Below are 25,389 nucleotides of genomic sequence, written 5' to 3'. Positions count from 1 at the left end.
CCAGAAGGCGGGTGTTTTTGTTCAATAAGCGCTAATTTTACAGTCGTTCAGTTTTCACGTTCGTTCAATTTTTAAATTGCTTAGGTTTTGCGTTGTCGCTGCCGAGTACTGGAACCCATTCTAATGAGCAAGTCTGATTCTCAACCGTTGGAAGAGATTACCCAGCTGCGGGCCGCCCTGGATGAGGCAAACTACCGCTATTACGTGCTGGATGATCCTACCCTTACCGATGCCGACTACGACCGTCAGCTGCAACGTTTACAGCAATTGGAAGCCAGCCATCCAGAACTGATCACCAGCGATTCACCCACCCAGCGCGTAGGCGCCGCCCCCGCCGATGGCTTTCCATCAGTGGCGCACGCAATCCCTATGCTGTCGTTGGATAATGCCTTTAGCCGCGAAGATATCTATGCTTTTGCCGAGCGGGTGGCAGAACGGTTGGAGTGCAGTGCGGACGAGGTTGAGTTTACCTGCGAGCCTAAGCTGGACGGTGCGGCGGTGTCGCTGGTTTTTGAGCAGGGCACGCTGGTGAGCGGCGCCACCCGGGGCGATGGACGTACCGGTGAAGGTATCACCTCTAACCTGCGCACTTTGCGTTCGGTGCCGTTAAAGCTGATGGGCAAAAACGTACCCGAGCTGCTGGAAGTGCGTGGTGAAGTGATTATGCGTCATGCCGGGTTTGAGGCATTGAATGAGCGCGCTCGGGAAGAGGGCAGCAAGGTATTTGCCAATCCGCGCAATGCGGCGGCAGGCAGCCTTCGCCAGCTCGACCCGCGTATTACCGCGAAACGTCCGCTGGAGTTTCACGCCTATCAGGCTGCGCGCTTGGAACCTGATTTAGGCGATACCACCCACAGCGAACTAATGGCACGGTTATCCACGTTAGGATTTCGCGCCAGTGCAGAGCTGAAAGTCGTCAAAGGCCCGCAAGCTGTCGCCGACTACTGCGAGCAGTTGGGCGAAAAACGCGATGCGCTTGGCTTTGATATCGACGGCGTGGTGATCAAGGTAAATGACCTGCGTTACCAGCGTGAGCTGGGCTTTGTCGCCCGCGCGCCGCGCTGGGCGGTGGCGTTTAAATATCCTGCTCAGGAAGAGGTCACCACGCTTAACGATGTCGAGTTCCAGGTTGGCCGTACCGGGGCAATCACTCCGGTAGCACGCCTTGAACCGGTCACTGTGGCAGGCGTGACGGTCTCCAATGCCACGCTGCATAACGCCGATGAAATCACCCGCCTGGACGTGATGATTGGTGATACGGTCTCTATTCGCCGAGCGGGCGACGTTATCCCTCAGGTAGTCAGAGTGCATGTTGAGCAGCGGCCTGCAGATGCCAGGGCCATTGTTTTTCCTGAACACTGCCCGGTATGTGGTTCGGATATTGAGCGCGTTGACGGCGAAGCGGTGGCGCGCTGTTCCGGCGGCCTCTACTGCGCCGCCCAGCGCAAAGAGGCGTTAAAGCACTTCGCCAGCCGTAAGGCGCTGGATATCGACGGCCTGGGCGAGAAACTGATTGTGCAACTGGTCGACTTGGGTTGGGTCAAAACCCCGGCGGACCTGTTTCATTTGACTGTCGAGCAGCTAAAAAGCTTGCCGCGCATGGGCGAGAAGTCAGCCAATAATTTGGTCAACTCGCTTGAAAAAGCCAAATCGACCACCCTGGCGCGATTTATTTACGCGCTGGGGATTCGTGAAGTAGGCGAAGCCACAGCGGCCAACCTGGCTAATCACTTTGGCACGCTTGAAACCGTCCAAACGGCGGAACTGGAAGCGCTGGAAGCAGTCAACGATGTTGGCCCGATTGTCGCTGCCCACGTGCACACTTTTTTCCGCCAGCCGCACAACCAGGAAACCATCGCCGCGCTGATTGATGCCGGTGTTACCTGGCAGGAAGCCGCCGTTACCCAAGGCCCAACGCCGCTGGAAGGCCAGACCTGGGTATTGACGGGGTCTCTTGAGAGTATGACCCGCGATGAGGGCAAGGCGCGCTTGCAGGCATTAGGGGCGAAGGTAGCGGGCAGCGTGTCGAAGAAGACTACCTGTCTCGTCGCTGGTGAAGCTGCAGGAAGTAAGCTAACCAAAGCCGAGCAGATGGGTGTAAAAGTGATCGATGAAGCGACCTTTATGGAACGTTTGGCAGAGTGGGAGCAGAGTTAATGAGCCGTTTTATTGAAGTGCCCGCAAGAATGCTGCCACCGGAAACTCTCGATGCGCTGCTTGAGGCGTTTGTGACCCGCCAGGGTTACGACACTACCGATACCACGGGCGAGGGCATGCATGGCTGGGTAGCCGAGCTCAAAAAGCAGCTTGAGCGTAACGAACTGATCATCGCCCATGACCTTGAGCTGGAGATGACCGAGGTCATGACCCTAGCTCGCTGGCGGTCGTTTGGCCGTGATATAGCCGACGACGAAGAAGAGGGCGACTACTGAGTGCGAATAATCGCGCTGATAATGCGTCGCCCTGGATGCAAGTGATCGACCAGGGGCGCTTCCAGCGGCATCGGTTCATCGCACATTCTTGAAGCAATCACCTCGGCGCATAGCGGCGCGCTGGCTAGCCCGCGTGAGCCATGAGCCGTCGATATCCACAGGCCTGGGTGGTGCTCGCCTAGCGTCTCTGGTACCCGAGTAGCATCTTTAGCTAGCCGCGCATAGTCGGCCTGCCACGCCTCTGCTACCGGCACAGGCCCTGCATAAGGGGTTTTGTCAGGGCTGGCCGCACGCACCGCCGCGCGACCTTGAAGGTGTTCAGGCGTTAATTCACTACCGGCTTTTTCCAGCTCGGCGACTAAGTTGGGCAATGTCTGACGCAGCTCATCAATATTGCGTTGATGATCGTCGGCGGTTACATCGGTGGTTGCGTTATTGGGTACAAAGCTGGCGCCAAATGTCAGTACGCCATCCAGAGCAGGCGATACATAGCCACCGGCGCATATCACGCGGGTTGGACCTGCTACCCCATCGGGTAGTTTTAGCTCGCTAATCTGACCGCGGACCGACTGCAGCGGCAATTCGATGGTTTGCGCAAAGCGGTTAGCCAAATGCGCACTGGCAATCACCACCTGATCGACATTAAGCGTGCTGGCATCGTCTAAATTGAGCTGCCACCCGGCGACTGTGCGGGTAAGGGACCTAACGTCACCCTGCTGGAAAGTCACTCCTGGCTGACTAAGTAAGTGCTCACATAGTGCCTTGGGCTGAACCCATCCCGCTTGTGGGTAAAACAGCCCATGGGGTGCATCAATGGGCATGGCCGCTGCTTCGCTTAGCGCCGGGTTGTTTAGCGCAGTGACAACGTTGCTGGGCAGCGGGTGTTGTTCAATAAAACGCTGCTGGCGGCGCGCTTCTTTATCGCTGCTCGCCAACTGCACCACGCCGCAAGGTTGCCATAAAGGGGGTGTGGATAACGGCTGTGTGGATAGCTGTTGGGTAAGCCAACGCTGGCTGTACAGCAGCCCGGCAAGGTAAACACGGCTCTGGTGATTAGTCTCGGCAGCCAGCTTTACATACAGCGCACCCTGGCGATTGCCTGAGCCGCCCGCGCCGGGGGCTTCGCGCTCAACAACCGTTACCTGAATGCCGCGCCGCGCTAACGCTGCCGCCATCGTGCTGCCCGCCAGCCCCGCACCGACTATCGCAACGTGCTTTACGGCCGCCACGGGCGGCGGGGTAAACCAGGGCGTTGCCTGGCGGCGCTGGTCCACAGGCGGCGTTTCGATACTGCCCGCAAGCATTTCCCGCTTGCGACCATAGCCTGGCACTTTCTTCCAGCTAAAGCCTGCGGCTTTTAATCCCCGTTTGACGATACCAGCGCAGGTAAAGGTGGCGAATGTCGCGCCGGGGCGTGAACGGGCGGCCATGGCGTTAAATAGCGCTGGCTGCCACATATCGGGGTTTTTAGAAGGCGCAAAACCGTCTAAAAACCAGGCGTCGACTTGGCCATCTAACTGCTCCAGGCGCTCTGTGGTATCGCCGAAATGCAGATCAAGCGTGACGCGCTCGGTTAAGTGCAGGCGGTGGATACCGCTCACGGCAGCGGGCCACTGGGCGCATAGCACCTGTGCATAAGCCGCTAGCGAAGGCCAAGCACTAAGCGCCTGTTCCAGCGCCTCATGCTCAAGAGGAAACTTCTCTGTGGATAACAGGTGCAGCCGCGCAGTGGGCGCTGCATGCTGCTCAAAACAAGCCCAGGCGCAGAGTATATTCAGTCCGGTACCAAAGCCGGTTTCACCAATGACGAACGGCCTTGCTGCTTTCCACTCAGCAAAGCGCTGGGGAAGATGGTTGGCACCCAGAAAAACATGTTCGGTTTCAGCGCGCCCATCGCCACGGGTGAAATAGATGTCATCAAATGCTGTTGCGTGGGGTGCACCCTCGTTCCAGGTAAGTAGAGGCGTGGTTAACGCCGCGAGGGCAGGCAAAGCATTGGGACGTTGGGTCACGCAGATATCCGTTTAATGAAGAAGTGGTTAAAAAATGATCAATTTGTCGCCGTCGGCGCTGGCTCTGGCTTAGCGCAAAGCGTCCGCCGGGTTTGCACAGAGTTTTCCACAGGCTCTGTGAAAAAGCGGGCGGACCCTCCACACTCGCCTATTGGGGTCAAGGCAAAACTTTCTTGAACGGCTTAACAATTACCTTGGCATAGACCCCCGCAATCATGTATGGGTCGGCATCCGCCCATGCGGTAGCCTCTTCCAGGCTCTCAAACTCCGCCACGACCAAGCTGCCGGAAAAGCCAGCATCGCCGGGATTTTCAGCGTCGATGGCAGGGTGAGGGCCAGCTAAAACTATCCGGCCTTCGTCACGCAGCGCTTCCAAGCGGGCGAGGTGATCAGGGCGAGCCGCTAAACGACGCTCTAAGCTATTGGGCACATCTTCACTCATAATGGCGTACAGCATGTGGATATAACTCCTTGAAAAGCAGGGAATGAAAAGTGAGCGTTCATTGACCGCGCAGACAGATGCGCGCACCATATCTTACCCATTGCGAACGATTTATTCACAGCTGAAAAAGCGCATTCTGACAAACTGCTTACACGGCGTCATGCTTATGTCTCGACTTCCTTATACCTTTGATGCCGATCAGCGTTACCCGGTTGATTTGCACATGCACTCCACTGCTTCTGATGGCGCGCTATCGCCCACTGAGCTGGTAACGCTGTGCGCTGAGCGCGGGCTGACGCACATGTCGCTTACCGATCACGATACCATGGACGGCATTGAAGAAGCGGGCCGCGCCGCCGAGCAAGCAGGGCTATGTCTTATCCCCGGCTGTGAGTTATCCACACGCTGGCAAGGGGTCAATATTCATGTCGTAGCACTGATGCCCGGTGGCTTGCAGGGGCCGATGGTGGAAGGCTTGATTCAGCAGCGTGAGGCGCGTATCCAGCGTGCGGAAGTCATTGCCGAACGACTGGAAAAAGTAGGTTTACCCGACGCCCTAGAAAAAGCGCGCCTTCACGCAGGCAGCGACCGCCCCCTAGGCCGCCCGGATTTTGCCCGCGCGCTGGTAGCAGAAGGAGTGGTGCCCGACTGGGCAAGCGCCTTTAAGCGCTACCTGGGCAGCGGCAAAAAGGGCGATGTCAAAGCCCACTGGCCGGAAATCAGCGAAGCCGTTAGCTGGATTGTGGAATCGGGCGGCGTTGCCGTGATCGCTCATCCATTGCGCCATGGCCTCACTCGACGCAAGCGTGGCCTGTTGATGGATACTTTCCAGGCGGCGGGCGGCCAAGCGGTTGAGCTGGTTAGCGGCCAGCAGAACCCGGATAGCACCCGTGACTTGGCGCGCCAACTGGTCGAGCGTGAGTTATACGCTTCCTTGGGCAGCGACTTTCACTTTCCCGGCAGCCATGCAGCACCCGGCAGTATGAGCTTGGTACCGCGCACGGCAGCGCCCCCAATATGGCAGCATCCGCGCTTGGTGCATCTACGCGATGCCGCCCCCGGCCTGTTAGCAATCGGCTAATTTTTTATTAGCTTAGGTTCTTACCAGCTTAAGTTATCAGCAGCTAAGGTCAGCTATGCTGTAGGAACCGCTAAGACAGTGAGCTATGAAAGGAGCAGTTTTATGAGCCAATATTTTCAGATTCACCCGGAAAACCCGCAAAAGCGGCTGATTGATCAGGCGATTGAGATCATTCGTAAAGGTGGCGTAGTGGCGTACCCCACCGATTCAGGCTATGCCTTGGGCTGTCATCTGGGTGAGAAGAAGGCCATTGAAAAGATTAAATGGCTGCGTTCACTGGACGATAAACACAACTTCACCCTGGTGTGCTCCGATCTCTCGGAAATTGGCACCTACGCCAAGGTGGATAACGATGTATTTCGGTTGCTGAAAGCCCATACCCCAGGCCCTTATACTTATATTCTGGATGCCACTTCAGAAGTACCGCGCCTGCTACTGCATCCCAAGCGGCGCTCCATTGGTGTACGCGTGCCGGATCACCGCATTACGCATGCGTTGCTGGCAGCCTTGGGCGAGCCGTTGATGAGCGTGACGCTCATTCCGGTGGGCGATGATTTACCCATGAACGACCCAGAAGAGATCCGCGAGCGTTTTGGCGCGCATCTGGATGCCATTATCGACGGCGGCGCCTGCCATCTAGACCCCACCAGCGTTATCGACCTGCGTGAGCTGCCACCTAAAATCATTCGCGAAGGGCGCGGTGATATCACGCCCTTCCAGGCTTAGCGTTAGGTACAAGCTAGTCAGAAGCGGACTCATCTTTATCGTCTTTTTTACGCGGGTCTTCGCTGTCTTCGTCTAGCCAAGTGCCGCAGCGCAGGCAGTAGCGGGCACGTTTCTCATGACGTTCGTGCCCGCAGCCGGGGCAGGCTTCTTCTGAGTAGCGCTCTTCACGAATCGAGCGAATCACCTGGGCGGAGAATACCCCGGTAGGCACGGCAATAATCGAGTAGCCCAACAGCATCAAAATCACTGTTATCGATTTACCCAGCGACGTGGCAGGCACAATGTCGCCGTAGCCGACGGTGGTCATACTCACGATGGCCCAGTACATCGACATCGGAATGCTGGTGAAGCCAGCTTCGGGTGACTCAATGGTGTACATCAAGGCCGCAAACAGCGTGATGACCATTAAGATGGCGCTAAAAAATAGCAGAATCTGCCGCATGCTGCGTTTGAGCGCGTCTAACAAAAGCCGCGCCTCACCGACAAAGTCCATCAAGCGAAGAATGCGGAAAATACGCAACACGCGCAGCAGGCGAACAATCACCAACCCATGGGCGCCCGGCACGAGTAGCACTAGCCAAGTGGGCAACACGGCAATTAAATCCACAATCCCATAAAAGCTCCTTAAATAGAGCAGGGGCCTTTCCAGGCAGTAGATTCGCAGGGCAAGCTCAATGGAAAACAGCAGCGTAAAGGACCATTCGAGGTAGAAAAAAATGTGTCCGTAACGTTCAGCATAAACCTCAATACTGCCCAGCATAATGACCGCAACGCTTAACAAAATCGCCCCAATCAAGGCGATATCAAACGCTTTAGCACCCGGCGTGTCAGACTCAAAAATAATATGAAACAAGCGGGTACGTAGGCCTTCCGCGCCAGGGGTAAGGTGTAAATTCATCGCATCATCCTGAAGTGGGCCTCAATACGGTCCTTAAAAACAGTCCTTAAAAACAGTCCTAAAATAGCGTTAAGCCGTTAGCGTAGCTCGGTTTGGTACGCCAAGCGATGGGCCAGTGCCAACGCAGCGTTACCATAAGCCGTGCTGGGCTGACCATGGGCATCTAAGCCGCCGGGTAACGCCTGAGCATACGTGCGGGCATCGGCATCCAGCGCGGGGTGGTCGGCGAGGGTGACTAACGCCTGTTGGGCATCGCTTAGAAAGCTTGCCTGCTGGCTGTCGTGGTAGGCGTCCAGCGCCAGCGTTGCGCGGTGTAGCCACTCTGCCGGGGAGTGTGCTTCGGGTAGTGGCCAGTGCTGGTTGCTAAGTGCATTACCACGAGATGCTTTGCTGCTATCTGAAGGGCGCAGCGGCACCTGCTCTGAAAGTGTCAGTGCCAATGCCCACAGCGCCTCCGGGTCGCCGTCCTTTAATTCAAGTTCTACCTCGCGGATGGGTGTGCGGTAGCCACCGCTGACAATTTCGCCCTCATCCAGCACCAGCTCGATATGACAGCGCTGGTTGGTTGAACCTGGGTTTACTAAGCCATCGGTTAGCTGCCAGCTGCGCCGCGTGAAATCGGTGCTGAGTTGGGGGGCGAGGGCATTGAGCACGCTGCTAAGCTGGCCTTGAAAGGGGGGCAGTTCGGCAAGGGCTACCAGATCCAGTTCGTGGCCAGGAACTTGCCACTCCCACTCCTGTCGTTGAGATAATCCGCCGCCGCCCTGGCCTGCGGTTTTCACCGTTTGCAGCACTTTGCCATCTATTTTGCGTAGGCGTAGTGCAATATGCGCCTTCGCTAAATCGCCTTCCGGGGTGTCAAAATAGGTATTGGTCAACGTGTGCTGGTGCGAGGGTTTTGACACTAGAAACGGATGGTTACACAGCGTGGCCGGTCCTTCTGGTGCAAGGGCAAGTTTCAGTTCTACTTCTATGGGAATGGGGTTTTTCATGACGCTCGCCACCTCGTTATCGTGACATTTAAATGAATATTTGATTACATTTATGAACTTTTCATGACGGCGGCGGGCGCACTCTTTATACTGGCGCCGCCATTTCCAGGCTTCCCGAAAACAGGCTAAAAGGCATTATGGTTACCTCCAATCCTTTTTCTTCGATGTTTGGCCGCTCGCCATTCCAGCCGTTATTGGCCCATATCGTCAAGGCAAATGAATGTGCCGATCAGCTGTTGCCGTTTTTTGAAGCAACGCTGGCTGATGACTGGGACAAAGCGGCTGAACTGCGCGAAAACGTCACCCGCTTAGAGCATGACGCCGATACGCTGAAAACAGAGCTGCGGTTGAACCTGCCCAACACCATGTTTCTTCCGGTGTCGCGCTCCGATCTGCTCGACCTGATCAGCGTGCAGGACAAGATCGCCAACAAGGTGCGTGACATTACCGGCATTATGTTGGGGCGTAAAATGCGCGTGCCGGATGAATTGGCCGATGCAATGCGCGATTACATCCGTACCAGTGTTGCTTGTGTTGCCCAAGCCCGCCAGGCATTGGAAGAACTTAAGGACCTGCTTGAGTCCGGCTTTGGAAAAAACGTCTCTGACGTCATGCAGAACATGATTCGTGAACTGCACACTCTTGAGCACCAAGCCGACGATCAACAAGTGACGATCCGTCGCCAACTGTTCTCGCTTGAGAGCCAGCTACCGCCAGTGGACGTGATCTTCCTTTACAAAATCATTGAATGGGTTGGCGAATTATCCGATCGCGCTGAGCGAGTGGGTAGCCGCCTGCAGATCCTGACTGCCCGCTAAGGGGACCTTTCATGCAGATTATTGCCCAGCACGGTGACATCTTCATTATCCTGGCCTGTTTGTTTGGCTTCTTCATGGCCTGGGGCGTGGGTGCGAATGACGTCGCTAATGCGATGGGAACCTCGGTGGGGTCGAAAGCGATCACCATCAAACAAGCCATTCTTATCGCTGTCGTCTTCGAGTTTTTAGGCGCGTGGTTGGCGGGTGGTGAGGTTACCAACACGATCCGCAAAGGGATTATCGATCCTGAGTTGTTGCAGGATGATCCGCAACTGCTGGTATACGGCATGCTGGCAGCCTTACTGGCCGCTGGCACCTGGCTGCTAGTGGCGTCTATGAAAGGCTGGCCAGTTTCCACGACCCACTCGATTGTCGGCGCGATTGTGGGCTTTGCGGTCGCAGGGTTAGGCCCAGCCATGGTGGATTGGGGCGCCGTGGGTACGATTGCTGCTAGCTGGGTGGTATCACCCTTGTTGGCAGGCACCATTGGCTTTGTGCTGTTTAAATCGGTTCACCACCTGATTTTTGAAGATGCCAACCCGTTCACGGCCGCTAAACGCTACGTGCCGGGCTATGTGTTTCTGGTAGGTTTTATCGTTTCAATGGTCACGCTGACCAAAGGGTTGTCCCATGTGGGGCTGGACTTATCCTTTAATCAGAGCCTGCTGTTGTCAATTTTGCTGGGCCTGGTGATTATGGGCATCGGCTTGATTATGCAGCGGCGTATCAAGTTCGAGCACAACGCAAATGATCACTTCGGCTATGCCAACGTAGAGCGCGTGTTTGGCGTGTTGATGATCTTCACCGCCTGCGCCATGGCCTTTGCCCATGGTTCAAACGATGTGGCGAATGCGGTTGGCCCGTTGGCAGCAGTGATCAGCGTAGTCCAAACCGGCGGTGAAATTGGTGGTTCTGCGCTGGTGCCTTGGTGGGTGCTGGTACTTGGCGGCGGTGGTATTGTCGTGGGTCTGGTCACCTACGGTCATAAAGTCATCGCGACCGTGGGTACCGGAATTACCGAGCTTACCCCCAGCCGTGGCTTTGCTGCCACGCTGGCGGCAGCCACCACGGTAGTACTGGCTTCTGGCACGGGCCTGCCAATTTCCACTACCCACACGCTGGTAGGGGCGATTCTTGGGGTGGGTCTGGCACGCGGTATGGCGGCGTTGAACCTAAGGGTTATCGGCACGATTGCCATGTCGTGGCTAATCACACTACCCGCCGGTGCTGGCCTTGCGATTCTGTTCTTCTTTATGTTCAAAGGCATGTTCGGCTAAATATAGGCTCGAACGTCTCTAAGCAGTACCTGAGCGGGAACGTCACAGCGGCATCTTCATGTTTATCTGCATTAGATTCAGCAGATTTGCATTAGAAGGTGCCGCTGTTTTTTGTGCTCTGGTAAAGTACCCCATCGGACGTGGACAACGTCGCATGTTTCTTTCACCTGCTGCCGGAGAGCGGCCCTTGGATACGCGCTTCCCCTTTGTTGATTGGTTTCGTAACGCCTCCCCCTACATTAATGCGCACCGGGGGCGAACCTTTGTCATCTTAATTGAGGGCGAAGCGATGGCGTCTGGCCGAGGGGAGCAACTGATTCAAGATTTAGCCCTGTTGCACACCCTGGGCGTGCGCTTGGTCGTGGTGTTTGGCATTCGCCCCCAGGTGCATGAAGCGCTCACCGCGGCGGGTGTCGAACCCACCCGAGTCGACGGCCGCTGGGTGGCGGATCGCGCGGTGATGGCCCACGTGGAGCAGGTCGCCGCCCATCAACGGCTATGGCTGGAAGCGCGGCTGTCGCTGGGCCTGCCCAGCACGCCGCTGCACGGTGTAGAGCTGAGCGTCATCTCTGGCAACCTGGTGACCGCCAAACCGCTTGGCGTGCGTGAAGGCGTCGATTTTGACCACAGCGGCGAAGTACGCCGCGTGCGGGCCAGCGCGATTCAAGGATTGTTGGAAAAAGGCTCGCTGGTGTTGCTGCCGCCGCTGGGCTTCTCCAGTACCGGCGAAGTGTTCGATCTGGACGCCTCTGAAGTCGCTCAGCACGCCGCCGTGGCGTTAAAAGCCGACAAGCTTATTCTGCTCGGTGAGTCCGAAGGGCTGGAAGACGAGCATGGCGCACTGCTGCGTCAGCTCTCCCCGGCGGAAGCCGAGCCGCGGTTAACCAACGCCGTTCCAGGTGGTGAGTTAGCTCGCCATTTACAGGCTGCCTGCACCGCCGCGCGGGAAGGCGTGGCGCGCACGCACCTGCTCTCTTGGCACAACCATGACGCCTTACTGGGTGAGCTGTTCACCCGTGACGGCGTGGGTACCATGATTACCCAGCACCGCTACGAGCAACTGCGCCCGGCGACGTTGAACGATGTGGCGGGCCTGCTAGAACTGCTGGAGCCGCTAGAGCGGCGGGGCATGTTGGTCGCCCGTTCCCGCGAGCGCCTGGAGCACGAGATCGATGATTACATGGTGATCGAGCGCGACGGCATGGTGATCGGCTGCGCCGCGCTGCACGTCTTCCCCGATACCAGTATTGCCGAACTCGCCTGCGTGGCTGTGCACGACAGCTACCGTGGCGGCGAGCGCGGCGAGCGCCTGGTGGAAGCCATGGAGCGCCGTGCCCGCCAGCGTGGGTTGGACGAGATGTTCGTGCTCACTACCCACACCGCTCACTGGTTTGTGGAGCGCGGCTTCCGCGCCGCCAGCCTGGAAGATCTGCCTCCACTAAAACGCGAAACCTATAACCACGCCCGTAAATCGAAGGTGTTGGTCAAGCAGTTAGCGTAATGCGCTTATTCACAGCGCTGGATTAGCTTGTTGAGCTGGGCATCAGCGAAAACAGCGCCGGCTGTTGCCGCGCTTCTTGTTCAACAGCGTCATCGATCGGTGTGTCGTAGGTGTTGAGCAGATAGCCCAGCACCGAATAGAAACCCACCATGGCGATCAGGTCGATCACTGCCTTGCGCCCGATCGCCTCGGCAAGTTCTGCTTCCTGCGCCTTGGCCAGCATGCGCTCATCGAATAACGCATCCACAGCGTTAACGATAAGGCCGTCGATGCCTTCGGGTGTACCGCGAATAGCCGTAATGCGGTGTTCGGAGAACCCCAGGGCGAGCGCCCGGCTCACATGATGGGCCCACTCGTAGGCGGAGCCCATACGCAGAGCCGCGCGTAATATCACCACTTCGGTCAGCGCTGGGCCTAACGCATTCTCCTTAACGACGTGTTGGCGCAAGGGCGCCCAGGCGCTAAGCAAAGCCGGGTGATGGGCCATGGTGCGATACACATTGAGCGCGCCAGCAAAGCCCTCGCGTAAGTCAGCGATCTCCTCAGGCCAGTTGGCGTCAGAAATGGGCGGGCAGGGGGACGGTGGCATGGGTCAACTCCAGTTAGATCGTTATTCAGATAGTTGTCGTGTTATTACTCTGCAATGGCGGCGTCGATGGCCCCGACGATACGCTCAATGATCAGATCTACTTCGTCAGGCGCAATGATATAAGGCGGTGCCAGCAGGATATGGTCGCCGTGAATGCCATCAATGGTGCCGCCCATCGGGTAGCTGATCAGGCCACGCGCCATCGCCTGCCGCTTGATCTTAGCGTGAAGCTTGCGAGCCGGGTCAAAAGGCGTTTTGCTTTCCCTATCCGCGACAACCTCGATACCGCGAAACAAGCCCCTGCCGCGAATATCACCCATATGGGGCGATGCATCGAGCGCCGCTTCAAGGCCGCTCTGCAATCTCATGCCCATTTTATTAACATTCGCCAGCGTCTCCGGCCGGGCAATGATCTCCACCACCTTGTTAGCGGCTGCGGCAGCCACAGGGTGGCCAAGATAGGTATGGCCATGCTGAAAAAGCCCAGACCCATTGGCGAAACTGGCGTAGAGGTTGGCCGATAGCATCACCGCGCCGATCGGCTGGTAGCCGCCACCCAAACCCTTGGCGATCGTGATGATATCCGGGACGACTCCATCTTGCTCACAGGCGAAGACGGTGCCGGTTCTTCCCATGCCGCACATCACTTCGTCGAGAATCAGCAGTACGCCGTATTTATCGCAAATGGCACGCACGCGCTTGAAGTAATCCGCCTCGGAGGCGACCGCCCCTAAGGTGGCGCCGACCACGGGCTCGGCAACGAAGGCCATGACCTCTTCAGGGCCAAGTTCGAGAATTTTCGCCTCAAGCTCTTCGGCAAGCCGCGCCGCGTAGGCCTCGGGCGATTCATCGCTGCCCTTATCGCGATACGCATAACAAGGCGATACATGGTGGGTTTCTGGCAGGATGGGCTGAAACTGCTTGCGCCGCATGGCGTTGCCACCGGTGGCCAATGCGCCGATGGTATTGCCGTGGTAGCTCTGGCGTCTAGCGATGATATGCCGCCGCTGAGGCTGATTGATCTCGACAAAGTACTGCCGGGCCATTTTCAGCGCCGCTTCAACGGCTTCTGACCCACCCGACACCAGGTAGACGTAATCCAACCCGTCTGGAGCCAAGTCCACCAACTTTTCGGCAAGCGCTTCAGCGGCATCGGTAGTGAAGAAGGATGTGTGGGCGTAACAGAGGCTATCGATCTGTGAGCGCATGGCCGCCAGCACTTCCGGGTGGGCGTGACCGACGCTGGTGACCGCAGCGCCTCCTGAGCCATCCAGATAGCGGCGCCCCGCCGTATCCGTGATATAGACCCCCTCTGCCGATGCAGCATGGGGCAACTGCGCGCCGATACTGCGGTGAAGAATACGCGTCATAGCTTCTTTATCCTCATGATCAAAACGGTGAGCAGCTCACATGACAATGAGATTGGCATACTCACAAAGATATTTGCAACAAATAAATCATTAAAATAATATATGAAACATATGGATCATTTGTTCGCAGAGCCAACCCTTATTTCTTCACAGAGCCAACGACTATGCCGCCGAGCGATTCGCTGAGAGAGCAGATGATTGCCCAGTACGATGCCATGTCTGCGCAGCTGCAGCAGGCCGCGCGCTACGTGCTAGAGCATCCGCAGGACGTGGCGTTGGTGTCTATGCGTGAGGTGGCGCGCCATGCCGATGTGCAACCCGCCACCATGACACGGCTTGCCAAATTCCTGGGGTTGCCAGGCTACGACGAACTGCGGGCGCAGCATGCGGCGGTATTACGCGAGGGGGGCGATGGCTTCGCGGCCAAGGTTCGAAAGCGGGTGGATGAAGGCAGTGAAAGGGGGGTAAGCGATACCGCCTCGCATATGCTTCAGGGGCTAAGTGCCCAGCTGGCTAAACTGTGTGAGCCCGATTCACTGCGGCGGCTGGAAGCAGTGGCCGATAGGCTAAAGTCAGCGAGAAAGGTATACGTGCTGGGTTTACGTTCCAGCCATGCCGTTGCCTGGCACTTCCATTACGTGATGACCCTGCTAGGCGAGCGTTCCGTGCACCTGGATGGGCCTGGAGGAACCGGCGGAGACGCGTTAATCCGCGCTACCTCTGAGGATGTCTTGCTCGTTATCTCTATCAAACCGTATGCAACCGGGGCGCTGGAACTTGCCCAGTTGGCAAAAGAGCAGGAGGTGGGCATTGTTTCCATTACCGATAGTGAAGTGTCGCCGCTGGTAGCGCTGTCAGAGCAGGCTGTTCTATGCCCCACGGAAAGCGATAGCTTTTTCCATACGCTAACCCCCGCGTTAGCTGTCTCCGAAGTGTTATGCAGCTTATTGGCGGAGTACGACCGGCCCAAAACGCTAGAAGCCTTACAGCAAGCAGATAAACATCTCTTACAACGCAATACCTATGCGACGGCTATCCCCCGGGGGCAGTGAAAAGCGAGGCCAGTCAGTCATATTGATCTGGGTAGATCATTACTTAAGCCGACCAGCGTTTTGTCTTTCATGCAACAGATCAAGCGCTTCGCTATGGGCGGCCATGGTGATTCCCTTTGCGCTGTATAATCACTTCCAATCCCATTAGATCCAAAACATCGAGTACTTTTTGTAGCTGCAGGGTTGGCTTGCCGCGCTCAAGGTCGACGATAAAGCGGTTGCCTGTGCCCGCAAGCCCGGCAATATCACTTTGCAACAATGATTGATCACGCCGGGTTTGTTGAACTAGCTTGCCCAGTTCTTCACTGCTGCGAATACGTTTTGCACTCTCTATCTGGGAGGTCATAGCGACTGTCCGATAAAATTACCGTACGGTAATGATAGACCATATTAGTGATCAAAACGCTATGATTATTCCCGATCGGTAACTTTCAGTGATTAGAGAGGCTTTCTGGAAGGAAATATTACCGAACGGGAATATTTCGGTGGTCAGTGATTTTATGTGAAACGCATTAACGGGGCAGCCCAAGGCCGCCCCGTTAAAGTTTGCGCTATATCTGAATAACAAACGCTTAGGTGTTTAAAATCACGCCACCATTCAAGTGCATGGTCTGGCCGCTCATGTAGGAAGACTCTTCGCTGGCCAGATAGACATACGCAGGCCCCATTTCGCTGGGCTGGCCTGCGCGATTCATCGGTACCTGACCGCCGAATGAGGCTACTTTTTCATCCTCAAAGCTGGCTGGAATCAGCGGGGTCCACACAGGCCCTGGCGCCACGGCGTTTACGCGAATGCCGCGATCCATCAGCGACATCGCCAGCGAGCGCACTAACCCCTGAATAGCGCCTTTGGTGGCGGTGTAATCGATCAGCGTAGCGTTGCCCTTAAAGGCGTTGATAGAAGACGTGCAGATGATCGTATCGCCCTTATCGAGGTGCGGCAGGGCAGATTTGGTGAGATAGAAATGGCTGAAAATGTTGGTCTGGAACGTACGCAGCAGCTGATCATCGGGGATCTCGGTAATATCGTCCCAATCATACTGCTCAGCGGCATTATTGATCACAATATTAATCTTGCCGAAGTGATCGAGCGTGCGCTTAACAATATCGCGGCAAAAGTCTGGTTCAGCCACATCGCCTTTTAACACCAAGCAACGGCGGCCTTCCGCTTCGACTAACCGTTTGGTCTCTTCGGCATCTTTATCTTCGTCTAAATAGGCAATCGTGCAGTCCGCGCCCTCGCGGGCATAGTGCACGGCCACGGCACGACCAATGCCGCTGTCGCCGCCGGTAATAATCGCGACTTTGTCTAGCAGCTTGTCAGTGCCGCGGTAGCTTTCGCGAATGTACTCAGGCTCCGGGCGCATCGCGTACTCATCACCCGGTTGCTTATCTTGATGCTGGGGAGGTTGCTTTTGATCACTCATGTGCGGTCACTCCATTGTTGGCACGGATGTGTGTCGTTCAAACTGATGATGACTACCTATGACGGATGATTAACAGCGATGGTTAATATCTAAGGTAAACAGTGAATATTCACTCCTCGAATATTCGCCAACCTTCAACGTAGACCAAAGGCGTAGAAACAAGCAAGCCGCCGTTAATTAATGGACTTTTATAGATTTCAGGGATTTAGCTGAGTTTCAATAACAAGCGTTAAGGTAAAAAGCTACTCTATTAAATAAATAACTTATGTTAAGTAAATGGTTGGGGTTTTAAATGGCGGCGCGCATAAATTGACAATAATAGAAAGAGCACTATGTTTTAGGGGTACTAGGCTTTAGAAGTGCTGGGTTAAAGAAATGCCATTTTTTAAAAGTACTAACTTTTATAAGCACTTTGCCAAGCACTGTATTTTGAAGGTAATCAATCTATTAAGGAGGATAAGCTCACTAGGAATAAGGGCTTATTTTCTCTAAGCGCATAATTTCATTAACGATTAGGTATTAGCATCGTAGCGTTAATGACATGCACTTAATAGATTCGCAGTGACGCTGATTGTGTTTCACCACGGATGCTGAAAAGTGAGACGACAAGGAGGAAGTGACAAATGACCGATCAAGGAAAGCAGCCCAACACAGGCGCGCCCAACCAGTCCAACCGCTCAACGGAGTCGCTCAAACAGCAAGGACGCGACACGGCCCACGAGGTCAGTGATGCTGCCCATCACCAAGCTGAAAGCTACTTCAATCAACAGCGTGATAGCGCGGCAGAGCAGTCCCACAAGTTCACCAACGTTTTGCAAAAAATGGCTGATGAGTTCGATAACCAGCAGCAGCCCTATTTCTCGAAACAAGCGAGAAAGTTTGCTGATACCACCGAACGGTTTTCCAGCTCATTGCGCGATAAAGATTTACGTACTGTATGTAATGAAGCGCAAAGCTTTAGCCGTCGTGAGCCCGCGCTGTTTGTAGGCGGCCTGATTGCCGCTGGCTTTTTAGCTTCCCGCTTTCTGCGTAGTTCTGGCCAGCACTCGCATAGTGACGATTCGCACTCACGTTATTCAAATACCACTGACGAGCGCGCAACGGGTCTTCCGATGCAGGAAAACGTACCTGCCGGACAGGCGTCACCAGTTAGCCAATCATCAAGTCTTTCAGGCAGCTCCGTTGCCGGTAATGGAGCAGTAGGTTCATCGGGTCGTGAAAATGGAATGCCCTAACGTAAGGGCCAGGGAGGCATAGAATGGATTCGGATAACAAACCCACGTCGCAAAGCTCATCGGTCGGTACGCTAGTGTCGACGGTGATGCAGGAAATTAGCTCGCTGGTGCGCAACGAAGCCGCGCTCGCCAAGACCGAGATGACCGAGAAGACCCATCAAGCGATGGGCGCCATCGCTTCGATTGCGATGGCTGGTGCGGTACTGATGGGCGGCTTTTTAACCCTGTTGGCAGCGTTAGTCTTTCTGCTTAATGAGGTGCTTCCGCCCGAGACCACACCGTGGCTCTCTGCGTTGATTGTCGGCGTCGTTGTGTCGGTTATCGGTGTGATGATGCTTAAAGCGGGCCAGAAGAAACTGCAGGCGCGTAATTTGATGCCCAGCCGTACGATACATAGTTTGCAAAGCGACAAAACAACGGCGAAACAGCATCAGCACAACGTCAAGGAGGAGTTGAAATGACGGATCATGACCATCAGCGCAGTCCCGAAGAGATTGAAAAGGATATCAATCAATCGCGCGAGCGCCTTGATTCTACCCTGCATGAAATCGAAGAGCGCTTCTCTCCTCAGCAGCTGTTGAATACCTCCTATGAGTATATTCGCCATGGAGGCGCTAACGAATTCGTGTCTAATTTAGGCACCACCATTAAGCAGAACCCGCTGCCGTTTCTGGTCACCACTGCCGGTCTGGGCTGGTTAATGCTGGCTCAACGTCACCCAAATGAGCCACGCCACAAGCAGCAGTACGCATCTGATATTGACCAGCGCTTTTACACCGGCGGGCAGTCTTCATCGGGTACTAGCGGCTCTCATGGCGCGCCAGGTATACCCGTTCACGAAGGCACGCATCCCAACGCTGGAACGCCCACCTACAGCGGTGGTTCAGAAAGCCATAGCGATGGTAAAGGCCGTATGAGCCGGGCGAAAGAAGGCGCCAGCAGCATGAAAGACGGTGCCAAAGGCAAAGCCCAACACCTCGGCGAAAAAGCCAAGCACACCGCACAGCAATGGGGCAGTAAGGCACACCAAATGGGGGATAATATGCGTAATTCTTCATCCCATCTTCAGCATAGTGCTCACGATCGCATGCACGATATGGAGCATCGTGCTCACCAGTCCAAGAGCCAAGCCTCCGATTTCATCCAGGATCATCCGCTAGTGGTCGGCGCCCTCGGATTTGCGCTGGGTGCCGCCTTAGGCGGTATTTTCCCCGCCACCAAGAAAGAGGATGAGTACATGGGTGAGTATCGCGACCGCGTTATGCATAAGGCTGCCGAAACCGGGCAAGCGCAAGCGGATAAGGCTCAGCATACGATCCATGAAAAAGCCGAATCTGCTAAGGGTGATTCCCATCGTGCTAACGATGCGAACGTAAACGCCCCGCAGCATCAGGAGGCGGGAATTGCAGGCTCACCCACCCCAACGCCCACAACGGAGCGCTCTGCACCTGAGAGCCATGACCAAAAGCATGAGCACCAGAAACATGACCATCAGAAACATAGCCAGGGCTTGGCGGGGTCGAGCACACCCTCCGGCAACACCCAAGGGTCGGGGACTAACCACACGCCCTAACATTGCTGATGTTGCTGATAAAAAATGAGTGAAACCAGTGGCCGCTTAATGCGGCCACTGCTCTTTAGCAGGGACTGTTTTGCAAGAACGGTTTAGCAAGACCGGTTTGGCTACAAGAGTCGGCATAAAAAGCCAGCACAAAAGCCGCTAACATCGCTAATCGATAGCGGCAAACCATAAGTGTTATTGGGATTCCCAATACGGTCCGTTTAATACGCTATTAATTATCCAACTGTCTGTTTTTAAATGGTTATATTTAAAATGGTGATTGGTTGGACGCCGCGCTGCTGCATTGCAAGTTAGTCAGTAACAGCTACAGTAAAAGCAGCTTGGATAGGAGGTAAGATTGATAGCCTTCATTCTTGCGTTTATCACGCTATTCAAGGAGCCCGGTTGGCTGAGATAGCCAGGGCAATAAAGAAACACAGACCTTCACCATAAGGAAAAAGCGATGACTCAAGCCTCCGAGCACGACAAAAAAGCGCCTAAAGACCGCGACGATCATCACGATGATGCCAACCCAATGCCGGATACGCATCACGTCAATAAGGGCTCCGATGACAAAAAGTCGGATGATAAGAAATAAGCTCTCTAACCATGGCTTAGCATTGCGAATACAGTGCTGAACCAGCGCAGGCGCTACTTCTTGTAGCGCCTTTTAATTTCCACGCTCAACCTCCCTTCTCCCAAGCGCAGCTTTAGCGTTTGCCCCGGCTGTGTATCTTCCGCGCGTCGAATCACCTGGCCCTGCTCATCCTGGGCAATCGCGTAGCCACGCCCCAATACCGCCAGCGGGCTGACCGCATTGAGCTCCCGTGCAGCACTGGTTAAGCGTGCCTGACGGTTTTCGAGCTGGCGCTGCATGGCGGTGCCCAAGCGGCGCTGAAGCTGACTTACCCGCTCGCTTTCTGCACGATGCAGCCGCGTCATATCCTGGCTGGCCAAGCGCCTGCTTAGCTGTGTGAGCTGGGCTTTCTGCAGGCTGAGCGTTTGCTGCATGGCACGATTCAAGCGCTGATCAAGGGCGGTTAAGTGCTGGCGCTGGCGATTGAGCTGCTCGCCAGGGTGGCGCAGCTTGGCGCGCAGGGTATCTAGGCGCTGGCTGTCGCGCTCCAGTCGCGCCTGCATGGCCCGCTGCAGGCGGTTGTGTTGATGCTCTAGCTGGCGCTTGAGGGTGTTCTGATCCGGCACTAAGCGTTCGGCCGCGGCAGAGGGCGTGGGCGCACGCATATCGGCGGCGAAATCCGCCAGCGTAATATCCACCTCATGGCCTACCGCCGACATCACCGGCAGCCGGGAGTGAAAAATCGCCCGTGCTAGGTGCTCGTTATTAAACGCCCATAAATCTTCCAGGCTACCGCCGCCGCGGGTGATCAAGATTACATCCCGCTCGGGGTCTAATCGCGCCTGACGGTTAAGCAACGCCAGCGCAGAGATCATCGCCGGTGCCGCTTCTGCGCCCTGCACCGGCACTGGAATCAACGTTACGTCCGCCAGCGGCCAGCGTGCTTCCAGCACCGCCAGCACATCGCGAATCGCCGCGCCAGTGGCGGAGCTCAAAATCAGCAGCTTGCGGGGCGGGAAGGGCAGCGGGCGGGCGTTGGCAAACACTCCTTCGCCTTCCAGCTGCGCTTTCAAGCGCTCAAACGCCGCCAGCAGTTCCCCCAGCCCCGCAGCCTGCACGGCCTCGGCAATCAGTTGGTAGTCACCGCGGGGCTCGAACAGCGACACACGCCCACGCAGCTTGACCTGATCGCCATCGCGCATCGGCGCCGAGACAAACCGCGCCCGCTGGCGAAACAGCGCGCAGCGGATCTGCGCCCGGTCATCCTTCAGCGTGAAATAGACATGCCCAGAGGCCGGGCGGGAAACGTTAGAGAGCTCGCCCTCTACCCACACTTCGCCCACATCGCGCTCAAGGGTTTGCTTGGCGCGCTGGTTGAGTTGGCTGACGGAGAGTGCCTGGGGAGTCGGGGAGGCCATAGAGTTACGCCCGCTCTAATAAATAACGTTTTAACGCCGCAGGATCGGGCACGCCCTGAATCACTTCGCCATCGATCACCAGCGTTGGTACCGACTGAATACGTGCTTCATCCACCGCGTGGCGCTGCGCCGCTTGGTGCTGCTCGCGGTAACGGCCTTCGGCCAGGGCATTCAGCACCGCTTGGCGCTCCAGGCCTACCGACTCGCCAATATCGGCCAATACCTCAGGGTCGCCAATGTCTCGCTCCTGCTGGAAAAACGCTTTTAAGGCCGCCATGGAGTAGGGGTGACCCAATCCCTGCTCTTCGGCCATGGCAAACACTTCAAAGGCTTTATCCGTACGTGGCTGCGGGGAAATGTTGGGCAGCGTAATGGGCACGCCGAGTTTTTCCGCCATGGGGTAAAGCGAATCGCGCCATACTTGGGGCAGGTAAGGGTCTTCCACCTTCAGCGTAGGCACTGGGGCAGGGCGCAGCTCGAAAGGCCGCCAGCGGATTTCTACATCCATACCGTCGGTTGCTTGAACAATCGCCTCTTCCGCCAGCAGGCAGAAGGGGCAAACATAGTCAGTATATACAATGATTTCCTGAGGCAACAGAACGCCCTCCGCGTCGTAAAATGTCCAGTTCAGCAGCCTAACATTAAACGTCATTAGCAATTGGTATAAGCACAACAGCCTGACTGCATTGCTGGAGCACCCCTCAAAACGCTATAATAGGCGATTAACCTTTCACGCCCCACTTCCTCTCAATCAGGGTGTTGCCGCTATGCTACGTATGGCCCAAGAAGCACTTACGTTCGATGACGTTCTTCTCGTTCCCGGCTTCTCCGATGTCCTCCCCAAGGATGTCAGCCTCAAAACCCGCCTGACCCGCAATCTCTCGCTCAACATTCCGCTACTTTCTGCTGCGATGGACACCGTTACCGAAGCGCGTCTAGCGATTGCGATGGCTCAGGAAGGCGGCATTGGCATCATCCATAAAAGCATGACCATGACCCAGCAAGCCGCTGAAGTGCGCAAGGTCAAAAAGCACGAAAGCGTGATCGTGAAAGACCCGGTCACCGTGAGCCCCAAGGCCAAACTCGAAGACCTGCTCGCCATGGCGCGGGAGTACGGCTTCTCCGGCTTCCCCGTGGTAGAAGGCGAAACTCTGGTAGGCATCGTGACCGAGCGCGACATGCGCTTCCAGCCTAACCACGGCGACAGTGTAGAAGCGATCATGACGCCGCGCGACCGGCTGATTACCGTCAAAGAAGGTACCGATCTCGAAACCAGCAAAGCCAAGATGCGAGAACACCGCATCGAGAAAATGCTGATCGTCGATGATGAGTTCCACCTGCGCGGCCTGGTCACCTTCCAGGATATCGAAAAAGCCCGCACCTACCCAATGGCCGCAAAAGATAGCGACGGCCGTTTGTTAGTCGGCGCGGCGGTCGGCACCGGCCCGGAAACGCCGGATCGCGTCGCGGCGCTGGCTGAAGCAGGCGTGGACGTGATCATTGTCGATACCGCCCACGGCCACTCTCAAGGCGTGATTGATCGCGTACGCTGGATCAAACAGAACTTCCCGGCCATTCAGGTGATTGGCGGCAACATCGCCACCGGCGCCGCTGCCAAAGCACTGGCCGAAGCGGGTGCGGATGCCGTTAAGGTCGGCATCGGCCCCGGCTCGATCTGCACCACGCGTATCGTCGCCGGTGTTGGCGTACCGCAAATCACCGCGGTTTCCAACGTGGCCGAAGCGCTCAAAGAGTTCGATATTCCGCTGATTGCCGATGGCGGCGTGCGCTACTCCGGTGATTTGGCCAAAGCGATTGCCGCGGGCGCCAGTGCCGTGATGGTCGGTGGCCTGCTGGCCGGTACCGAAGAAGCGCCGGGTGAAGTCGAGCTTTACCAGGGCCGCACCTACAAAGCCTACCGTGGCATGGGCTCCATGGGTGCCATGTCCCAGAACCAGGGCAGCGCCGACCGCTACTTCCAGGATAAGAGCGAAGGTGCCGAGAAGCTGGTGCCGGAAGGCATCGAAGGCCGCGTCCCCTATAAAGGCATGATGAGCGCCATCGTTCACCAGCTGATGGGCGGCTTGCGCGCTTCCATGGGCTACACCGGTTGCCGCGATATTCAGGAAATGCGCACCAAGCCGGAATTCGTACAGATTACCGGCGCTGGCTTTAACGAATCCCACGTCCACAACGTGCAGATCACCAAAGAAGCTCCCAACTACCGGGTGAGCTAACCAGCAAGATGAGTTATATGGCGCGGCGGGCATTGCCCCGCCGCTTGCTTTTTGGCCTTACCAGCGGCACCCACACCGCTTAACCGAGACCCCGCCATGAGTGACATTCACGCCCATAAGATTTTGATTCTCGACTTCGGCTCGCAGTACACCCAACTGATCGCCCGCCGCGTTCGCGAGATCGGCGTATATTCCGAAGTCCGCGCGTTTGATATCACCGAAGAAGAGATCCGCGAGTACAACCCCAACGGTATTATCATGGCCGGTGGCCCGGAATCCGTGACGGAACTGGACTCCCCGCGTGCGCCGCAGTGCGTGTTTGAAATGGGCCTGCCGGTGTTTGGTATCTGCTACGGCATGCAGACCATGGCCGAGCAGCTAGGTGGTAAGGTAGAAGGCTCCAACCAGCGTGAATTCGGCTACGCGCAGATTCAGATCGACGAAAACAACGCGCTGTTCAAAGACATCAAAGACCACGTAGACGCGAAAAGCGGCAAAGCCCTGCTGGACGTATGGATGAGCCACGGCGACAAAGTCGCTCAAGCCCCCGACGCGTTCACCGTGACCGCCTCCACGCCGAGCTGCCCGATTGCCGCCATGGCGTGGGAAGAGAAGCAGTTTTACGGCGTTCAGTTCCACCCGGAAGTGACCCACACCCTGCAGGGCCAGCGCATTCTCGAGCACTTCGTGCTGGATATCTGTAAAGCCGAAAAACTGTGGACGCCCGCACAAATCATCGAAGACCAGGTACAGCGCGTGCGCGAGCAAGTGGGCGACCGCCATGTTCTGCTTGGCCTCTCCGGCGGTGTAGATTCTTCTGTAGTGGCCGCGCTGCTGCACAAAGCCATTGGCACCCAGCTGACCTGCGTGTTCGTTGACAACGGCCTGCTGCGTAAAGCGGAAGGCGACCAGGTCATGGAAACCTTCGCCAAGCATATGGGCGTGAAGGTGATCCGCGTAGACGCCGAAGACCTGTTCCTCGGCAAGCTGAAAGGCGAGAAAGACCCGGAAGCCAAGCGCAAAATCATCGGCAACACCTTTATCGACGTGTTCGATGAAGAGGCCAGCAAAATCGACGGCGTCGAGTTCCTGGCCCAGGGCACCATCTACCCGGACGTGATCGAATCCGCCGCCTCTAAAACCGGCAAAGCGCACGTGATCAAATCCCACCACAACGTAGGTGGCCTGCCGGAAACCATGAAGCTCAAGCTGGTCGAGCCGCTGCGCGAACTGTTTAAAGACGAAGTGCGCAAACTCGGCCTGGAACTCGGCCTGCCCTACGATATGGTCTACCGCCACCCGTTCCCCGGCCCCGGCCTGGGTGTGCGTATTCTCGGTGAAGTGAAGAAAGAGTACGCCGACATCCTCCGCGATGCCGACGCTATCTTCATAGAAGAGCTGCGCGCCTCTGGCTGGTACGAAAAAACCAGCCAAGCGTTCGCCGTGTTCCTGCCGGTGAAATCCGTAGGTGTAGTAGGCGACGGCCGCCGCTACGAATGGGTCATCGCGCTACGCGCGGTCGAAACCATCGACTTCATGACCGCCCGCTGGGCGCACCTGCCCTACGAGCTGCTGGAGAAGGTTTCCAACCGGATTATCAATGAGTTGGAAGGGGTTTCGCGGGTGACTTATGATGTGAGCAGCAAGCCGCCTGCTACTATTGAGTGGGAGTGATTGTAAATAGCCGATTGTCAGAATGTTAAAATTCGGTAAGAGATTTTTTGTTTAAGTTAATTAAGCGCTC

The 25,389-nt window shown here is 56.3% G+C and carries 24 protein-coding genes; 14 read left to right on the top strand and 10 right to left on the bottom strand.

The window, feature by feature from the left end; genetic code table 11:
• Nucleotides 1–123 precede the first annotated feature (123 nt).
• Nucleotides 124–2,157, top strand: coding sequence for an NAD-dependent DNA ligase LigA (gene ligA / locus V8L71_RS04715; protein ID WP_336273329.1), 2,034 nt, complete (start codon nt 124–126; stop codon nt 2,155–2,157).
• On the top strand, nt 2,157–2,432 hold the full coding sequence (locus V8L71_RS04710; RefSeq protein ID WP_176303260.1) for a YheU family protein: 276 nt from the start codon (nt 2,157–2,159) through the stop codon (nt 2,430–2,432). The genes ligA and V8L71_RS04710 overlap by 1 nt, the downstream gene beginning before the upstream one ends.
• On the opposite strand, the gene mnmC is transcribed toward V8L71_RS04710, so the two are convergent.
• Together mnmC and V8L71_RS04700 are read right to left on the bottom strand one after the other, a co-directional pair.
• Nucleotides 2,426–4,444, bottom strand: coding sequence for a bifunctional tRNA (5-methylaminomethyl-2-thiouridine)(34)-methyltransferase MnmC2/FAD-dependent 5-carboxymethylaminomethyl-2-thiouridine(34) oxidoreductase MnmC1 (gene mnmC, locus V8L71_RS04705; RefSeq protein WP_336273328.1), 2,019 nt, complete (start codon nt 4,442–4,444; stop codon nt 2,426–2,428). The genes V8L71_RS04710 and mnmC overlap by 7 nt on opposite strands.
• A 157-nt stretch (nt 4,445–4,601) precedes the next feature.
• Nucleotides 4,602–4,901: a YciI family protein gene (locus V8L71_RS04700; RefSeq protein ID WP_101147930.1), complete on the bottom strand. Its 300-nt coding sequence runs from the start codon at nt 4,899–4,901 to the stop codon at nt 4,602–4,604.
• A gap of 151 nt (nt 4,902–5,052) precedes the next feature.
• Here V8L71_RS04700 and V8L71_RS04695 point away from each other — a divergent pair, with 151 nt between their 5' ends.
• Both V8L71_RS04695 and V8L71_RS04690 read left to right on the top strand, forming a co-directional pair.
• Nucleotides 5,053–5,967: a PHP domain-containing protein gene (locus tag V8L71_RS04695; protein WP_008959040.1), complete on the top strand. Its 915-nt coding sequence runs from the start codon at nt 5,053–5,055 to the stop codon at nt 5,965–5,967.
• Nucleotides 5,968–6,069: 102 nt separating this feature from the next.
• Nucleotides 6,070–6,693 (top strand): L-threonylcarbamoyladenylate synthase, encoded by a 624-nt coding sequence (locus V8L71_RS04690; protein ID WP_336273327.1) that lies wholly within the window; start codon nt 6,070–6,072, stop codon nt 6,691–6,693.
• Between the two features lie 13 nt (nt 6,694–6,706).
• Here the strand turns inward: V8L71_RS04690 and V8L71_RS04685 are convergent, their stop codons facing one another.
• Together V8L71_RS04685 and V8L71_RS04680 are read right to left on the bottom strand one after the other, a co-directional pair.
• Complete coding sequence (locus V8L71_RS04685; protein WP_336273326.1) at nt 6,707–7,591, bottom strand: ion transporter; 885 nt, start codon at nt 7,589–7,591, stop codon at nt 6,707–6,709.
• A gap of 77 nt (nt 7,592–7,668) precedes the next feature.
• Nucleotides 7,669–8,583, bottom strand: coding sequence for a CYTH domain-containing protein (locus V8L71_RS04680; protein WP_336273325.1), 915 nt, complete (start codon nt 8,581–8,583; stop codon nt 7,669–7,671).
• A gap of 137 nt (nt 8,584–8,720) precedes the next feature.
• Between V8L71_RS04680 and V8L71_RS04675 the strand changes: the two genes are divergently transcribed.
• The 3 genes from V8L71_RS04675 (at nt 8,721) to argA (ending at nt 12,179) form a co-directional block, all read left to right on the top strand.
• On the top strand, nt 8,721–9,401 hold the full coding sequence (locus V8L71_RS04675) for a TIGR00153 family protein (RefSeq protein ID WP_035564387.1): 681 nt from the start codon (nt 8,721–8,723) through the stop codon (nt 9,399–9,401).
• Between the two features lie 11 nt (nt 9,402–9,412).
• Nucleotides 9,413–10,678, top strand: coding sequence for an inorganic phosphate transporter (locus tag V8L71_RS04670; protein WP_336273323.1), 1,266 nt, complete (start codon nt 9,413–9,415; stop codon nt 10,676–10,678).
• 187 nt (nt 10,679–10,865) lie between these two features.
• Nucleotides 10,866–12,179: an amino-acid N-acetyltransferase gene (argA, locus tag V8L71_RS04665; RefSeq protein WP_336273423.1), complete on the top strand. Its 1,314-nt coding sequence runs from the start codon at nt 10,866–10,868 to the stop codon at nt 12,177–12,179.
• A 22-nt stretch (nt 12,180–12,201) separates the two neighbouring features.
• Here argA and V8L71_RS04660 read toward each other — a convergent pair whose 3' ends face one another.
• Nucleotides 12,202–12,768, bottom strand: a complete 567-nt coding sequence (locus V8L71_RS04660; RefSeq protein WP_336273322.1) for a carboxymuconolactone decarboxylase family protein — start codon at nt 12,766–12,768, stop codon at nt 12,202–12,204.
• A gap of 44 nt (nt 12,769–12,812) precedes the next feature.
• A complete protein-coding gene (locus V8L71_RS04655) occupies nt 12,813–14,138 on the bottom strand; it encodes an aspartate aminotransferase family protein (RefSeq protein ID WP_336273321.1) in 1,326 nt (441 codons plus the stop codon).
• 164 nt (nt 14,139–14,302) lie between these two features.
• On the opposite strand from V8L71_RS04655, the gene V8L71_RS04650 reads away from it, so the two are divergent.
• Nucleotides 14,303–15,190 (top strand): MurR/RpiR family transcriptional regulator, encoded by an 888-nt coding sequence (locus tag V8L71_RS04650; protein WP_336273320.1) that lies wholly within the window; start codon nt 14,303–14,305, stop codon nt 15,188–15,190.
• Between the two features lie 91 nt (nt 15,191–15,281).
• Here the strand turns inward: V8L71_RS04650 and V8L71_RS04645 are convergent, their stop codons facing one another.
• The gene (locus V8L71_RS04645; protein ID WP_008959029.1) at nt 15,282–15,536 is read right to left on the bottom strand and encodes a helix-turn-helix domain-containing protein; all 255 of its coding nucleotides are present in this window, start codon (nt 15,534–15,536) and stop codon (nt 15,282–15,284) included.
• A gap of 226 nt (nt 15,537–15,762) precedes the next feature.
• Nucleotides 15,763–16,617 (bottom strand): SDR family oxidoreductase, encoded by an 855-nt coding sequence (locus tag V8L71_RS04640; protein ID WP_176303272.1) that lies wholly within the window; start codon nt 16,615–16,617, stop codon nt 15,763–15,765.
• Nucleotides 16,618–17,240: 623 nt separating this feature from the next.
• Here V8L71_RS04640 and V8L71_RS04635 point away from each other — a divergent pair.
• From V8L71_RS04635 to V8L71_RS04620, 4 genes are all read left to right on the top strand, one after another.
• Complete coding sequence (locus tag V8L71_RS04635) at nt 17,241–17,852, top strand: hypothetical protein (RefSeq protein WP_336273319.1); 612 nt, start codon at nt 17,241–17,243, stop codon at nt 17,850–17,852.
• A 23-nt stretch (nt 17,853–17,875) separates the two neighbouring features.
• A complete protein-coding gene (locus V8L71_RS04630) occupies nt 17,876–18,313 on the top strand; it encodes a phage holin family protein (protein WP_336273318.1) in 438 nt (145 codons plus the stop codon).
• The gene (locus tag V8L71_RS04625) at nt 18,310–19,425 is read left to right on the top strand and encodes a DUF3618 domain-containing protein (protein ID WP_336273317.1); all 1,116 of its coding nucleotides are present in this window, start codon (nt 18,310–18,312) and stop codon (nt 19,423–19,425) included. The genes V8L71_RS04630 and V8L71_RS04625 overlap by 4 nt, the downstream gene beginning before the upstream one ends.
• 451 nt (nt 19,426–19,876) lie before the next feature.
• Nucleotides 19,877–20,011, top strand: coding sequence for a hypothetical protein (locus V8L71_RS04620; protein ID WP_281362644.1), 135 nt, complete (start codon nt 19,877–19,879; stop codon nt 20,009–20,011).
• Between the two features lie 53 nt (nt 20,012–20,064).
• Here V8L71_RS04620 and xseA read toward each other — a convergent pair whose 3' ends face one another.
• Both xseA and V8L71_RS04610 read right to left on the bottom strand, forming a co-directional pair.
• Nucleotides 20,065–21,408: an exodeoxyribonuclease VII large subunit gene (xseA, locus tag V8L71_RS04615; protein WP_336273316.1), complete on the bottom strand. Its 1,344-nt coding sequence runs from the start codon at nt 21,406–21,408 to the stop codon at nt 20,065–20,067.
• Between the two features lie 4 nt (nt 21,409–21,412).
• A complete protein-coding gene (locus V8L71_RS04610) occupies nt 21,413–22,060 on the bottom strand; it encodes a DsbA family oxidoreductase (protein WP_232774973.1) in 648 nt (215 codons plus the stop codon).
• Between the two features lie 115 nt (nt 22,061–22,175).
• Here V8L71_RS04610 and guaB point away from each other — a divergent pair, with 115 nt between their 5' ends.
• Together guaB and guaA are read left to right on the top strand one after the other, a co-directional pair.
• The gene (gene guaB / locus V8L71_RS04605; RefSeq protein WP_101147940.1) at nt 22,176–23,645 is read left to right on the top strand and encodes an IMP dehydrogenase; all 1,470 of its coding nucleotides are present in this window, start codon (nt 22,176–22,178) and stop codon (nt 23,643–23,645) included.
• A 96-nt stretch (nt 23,646–23,741) separates the two neighbouring features.
• On the top strand, nt 23,742–25,319 hold the full coding sequence (guaA, locus tag V8L71_RS04600; RefSeq protein WP_101147941.1) for a glutamine-hydrolyzing GMP synthase: 1,578 nt from the start codon (nt 23,742–23,744) through the stop codon (nt 25,317–25,319).
• Nucleotides 25,320–25,389 lie beyond the last annotated feature (70 nt).

This window comes from Vreelandella indica, from assembly GCF_037070225.1.
GTDB lineage: Bacteria > Pseudomonadota > Gammaproteobacteria > Pseudomonadales > Halomonadaceae > Vreelandella > Vreelandella arctica.
Note: the sequence above shows the minus strand (reverse complement) of the source record. Positions and strands in the feature narration are given on the sequence as shown.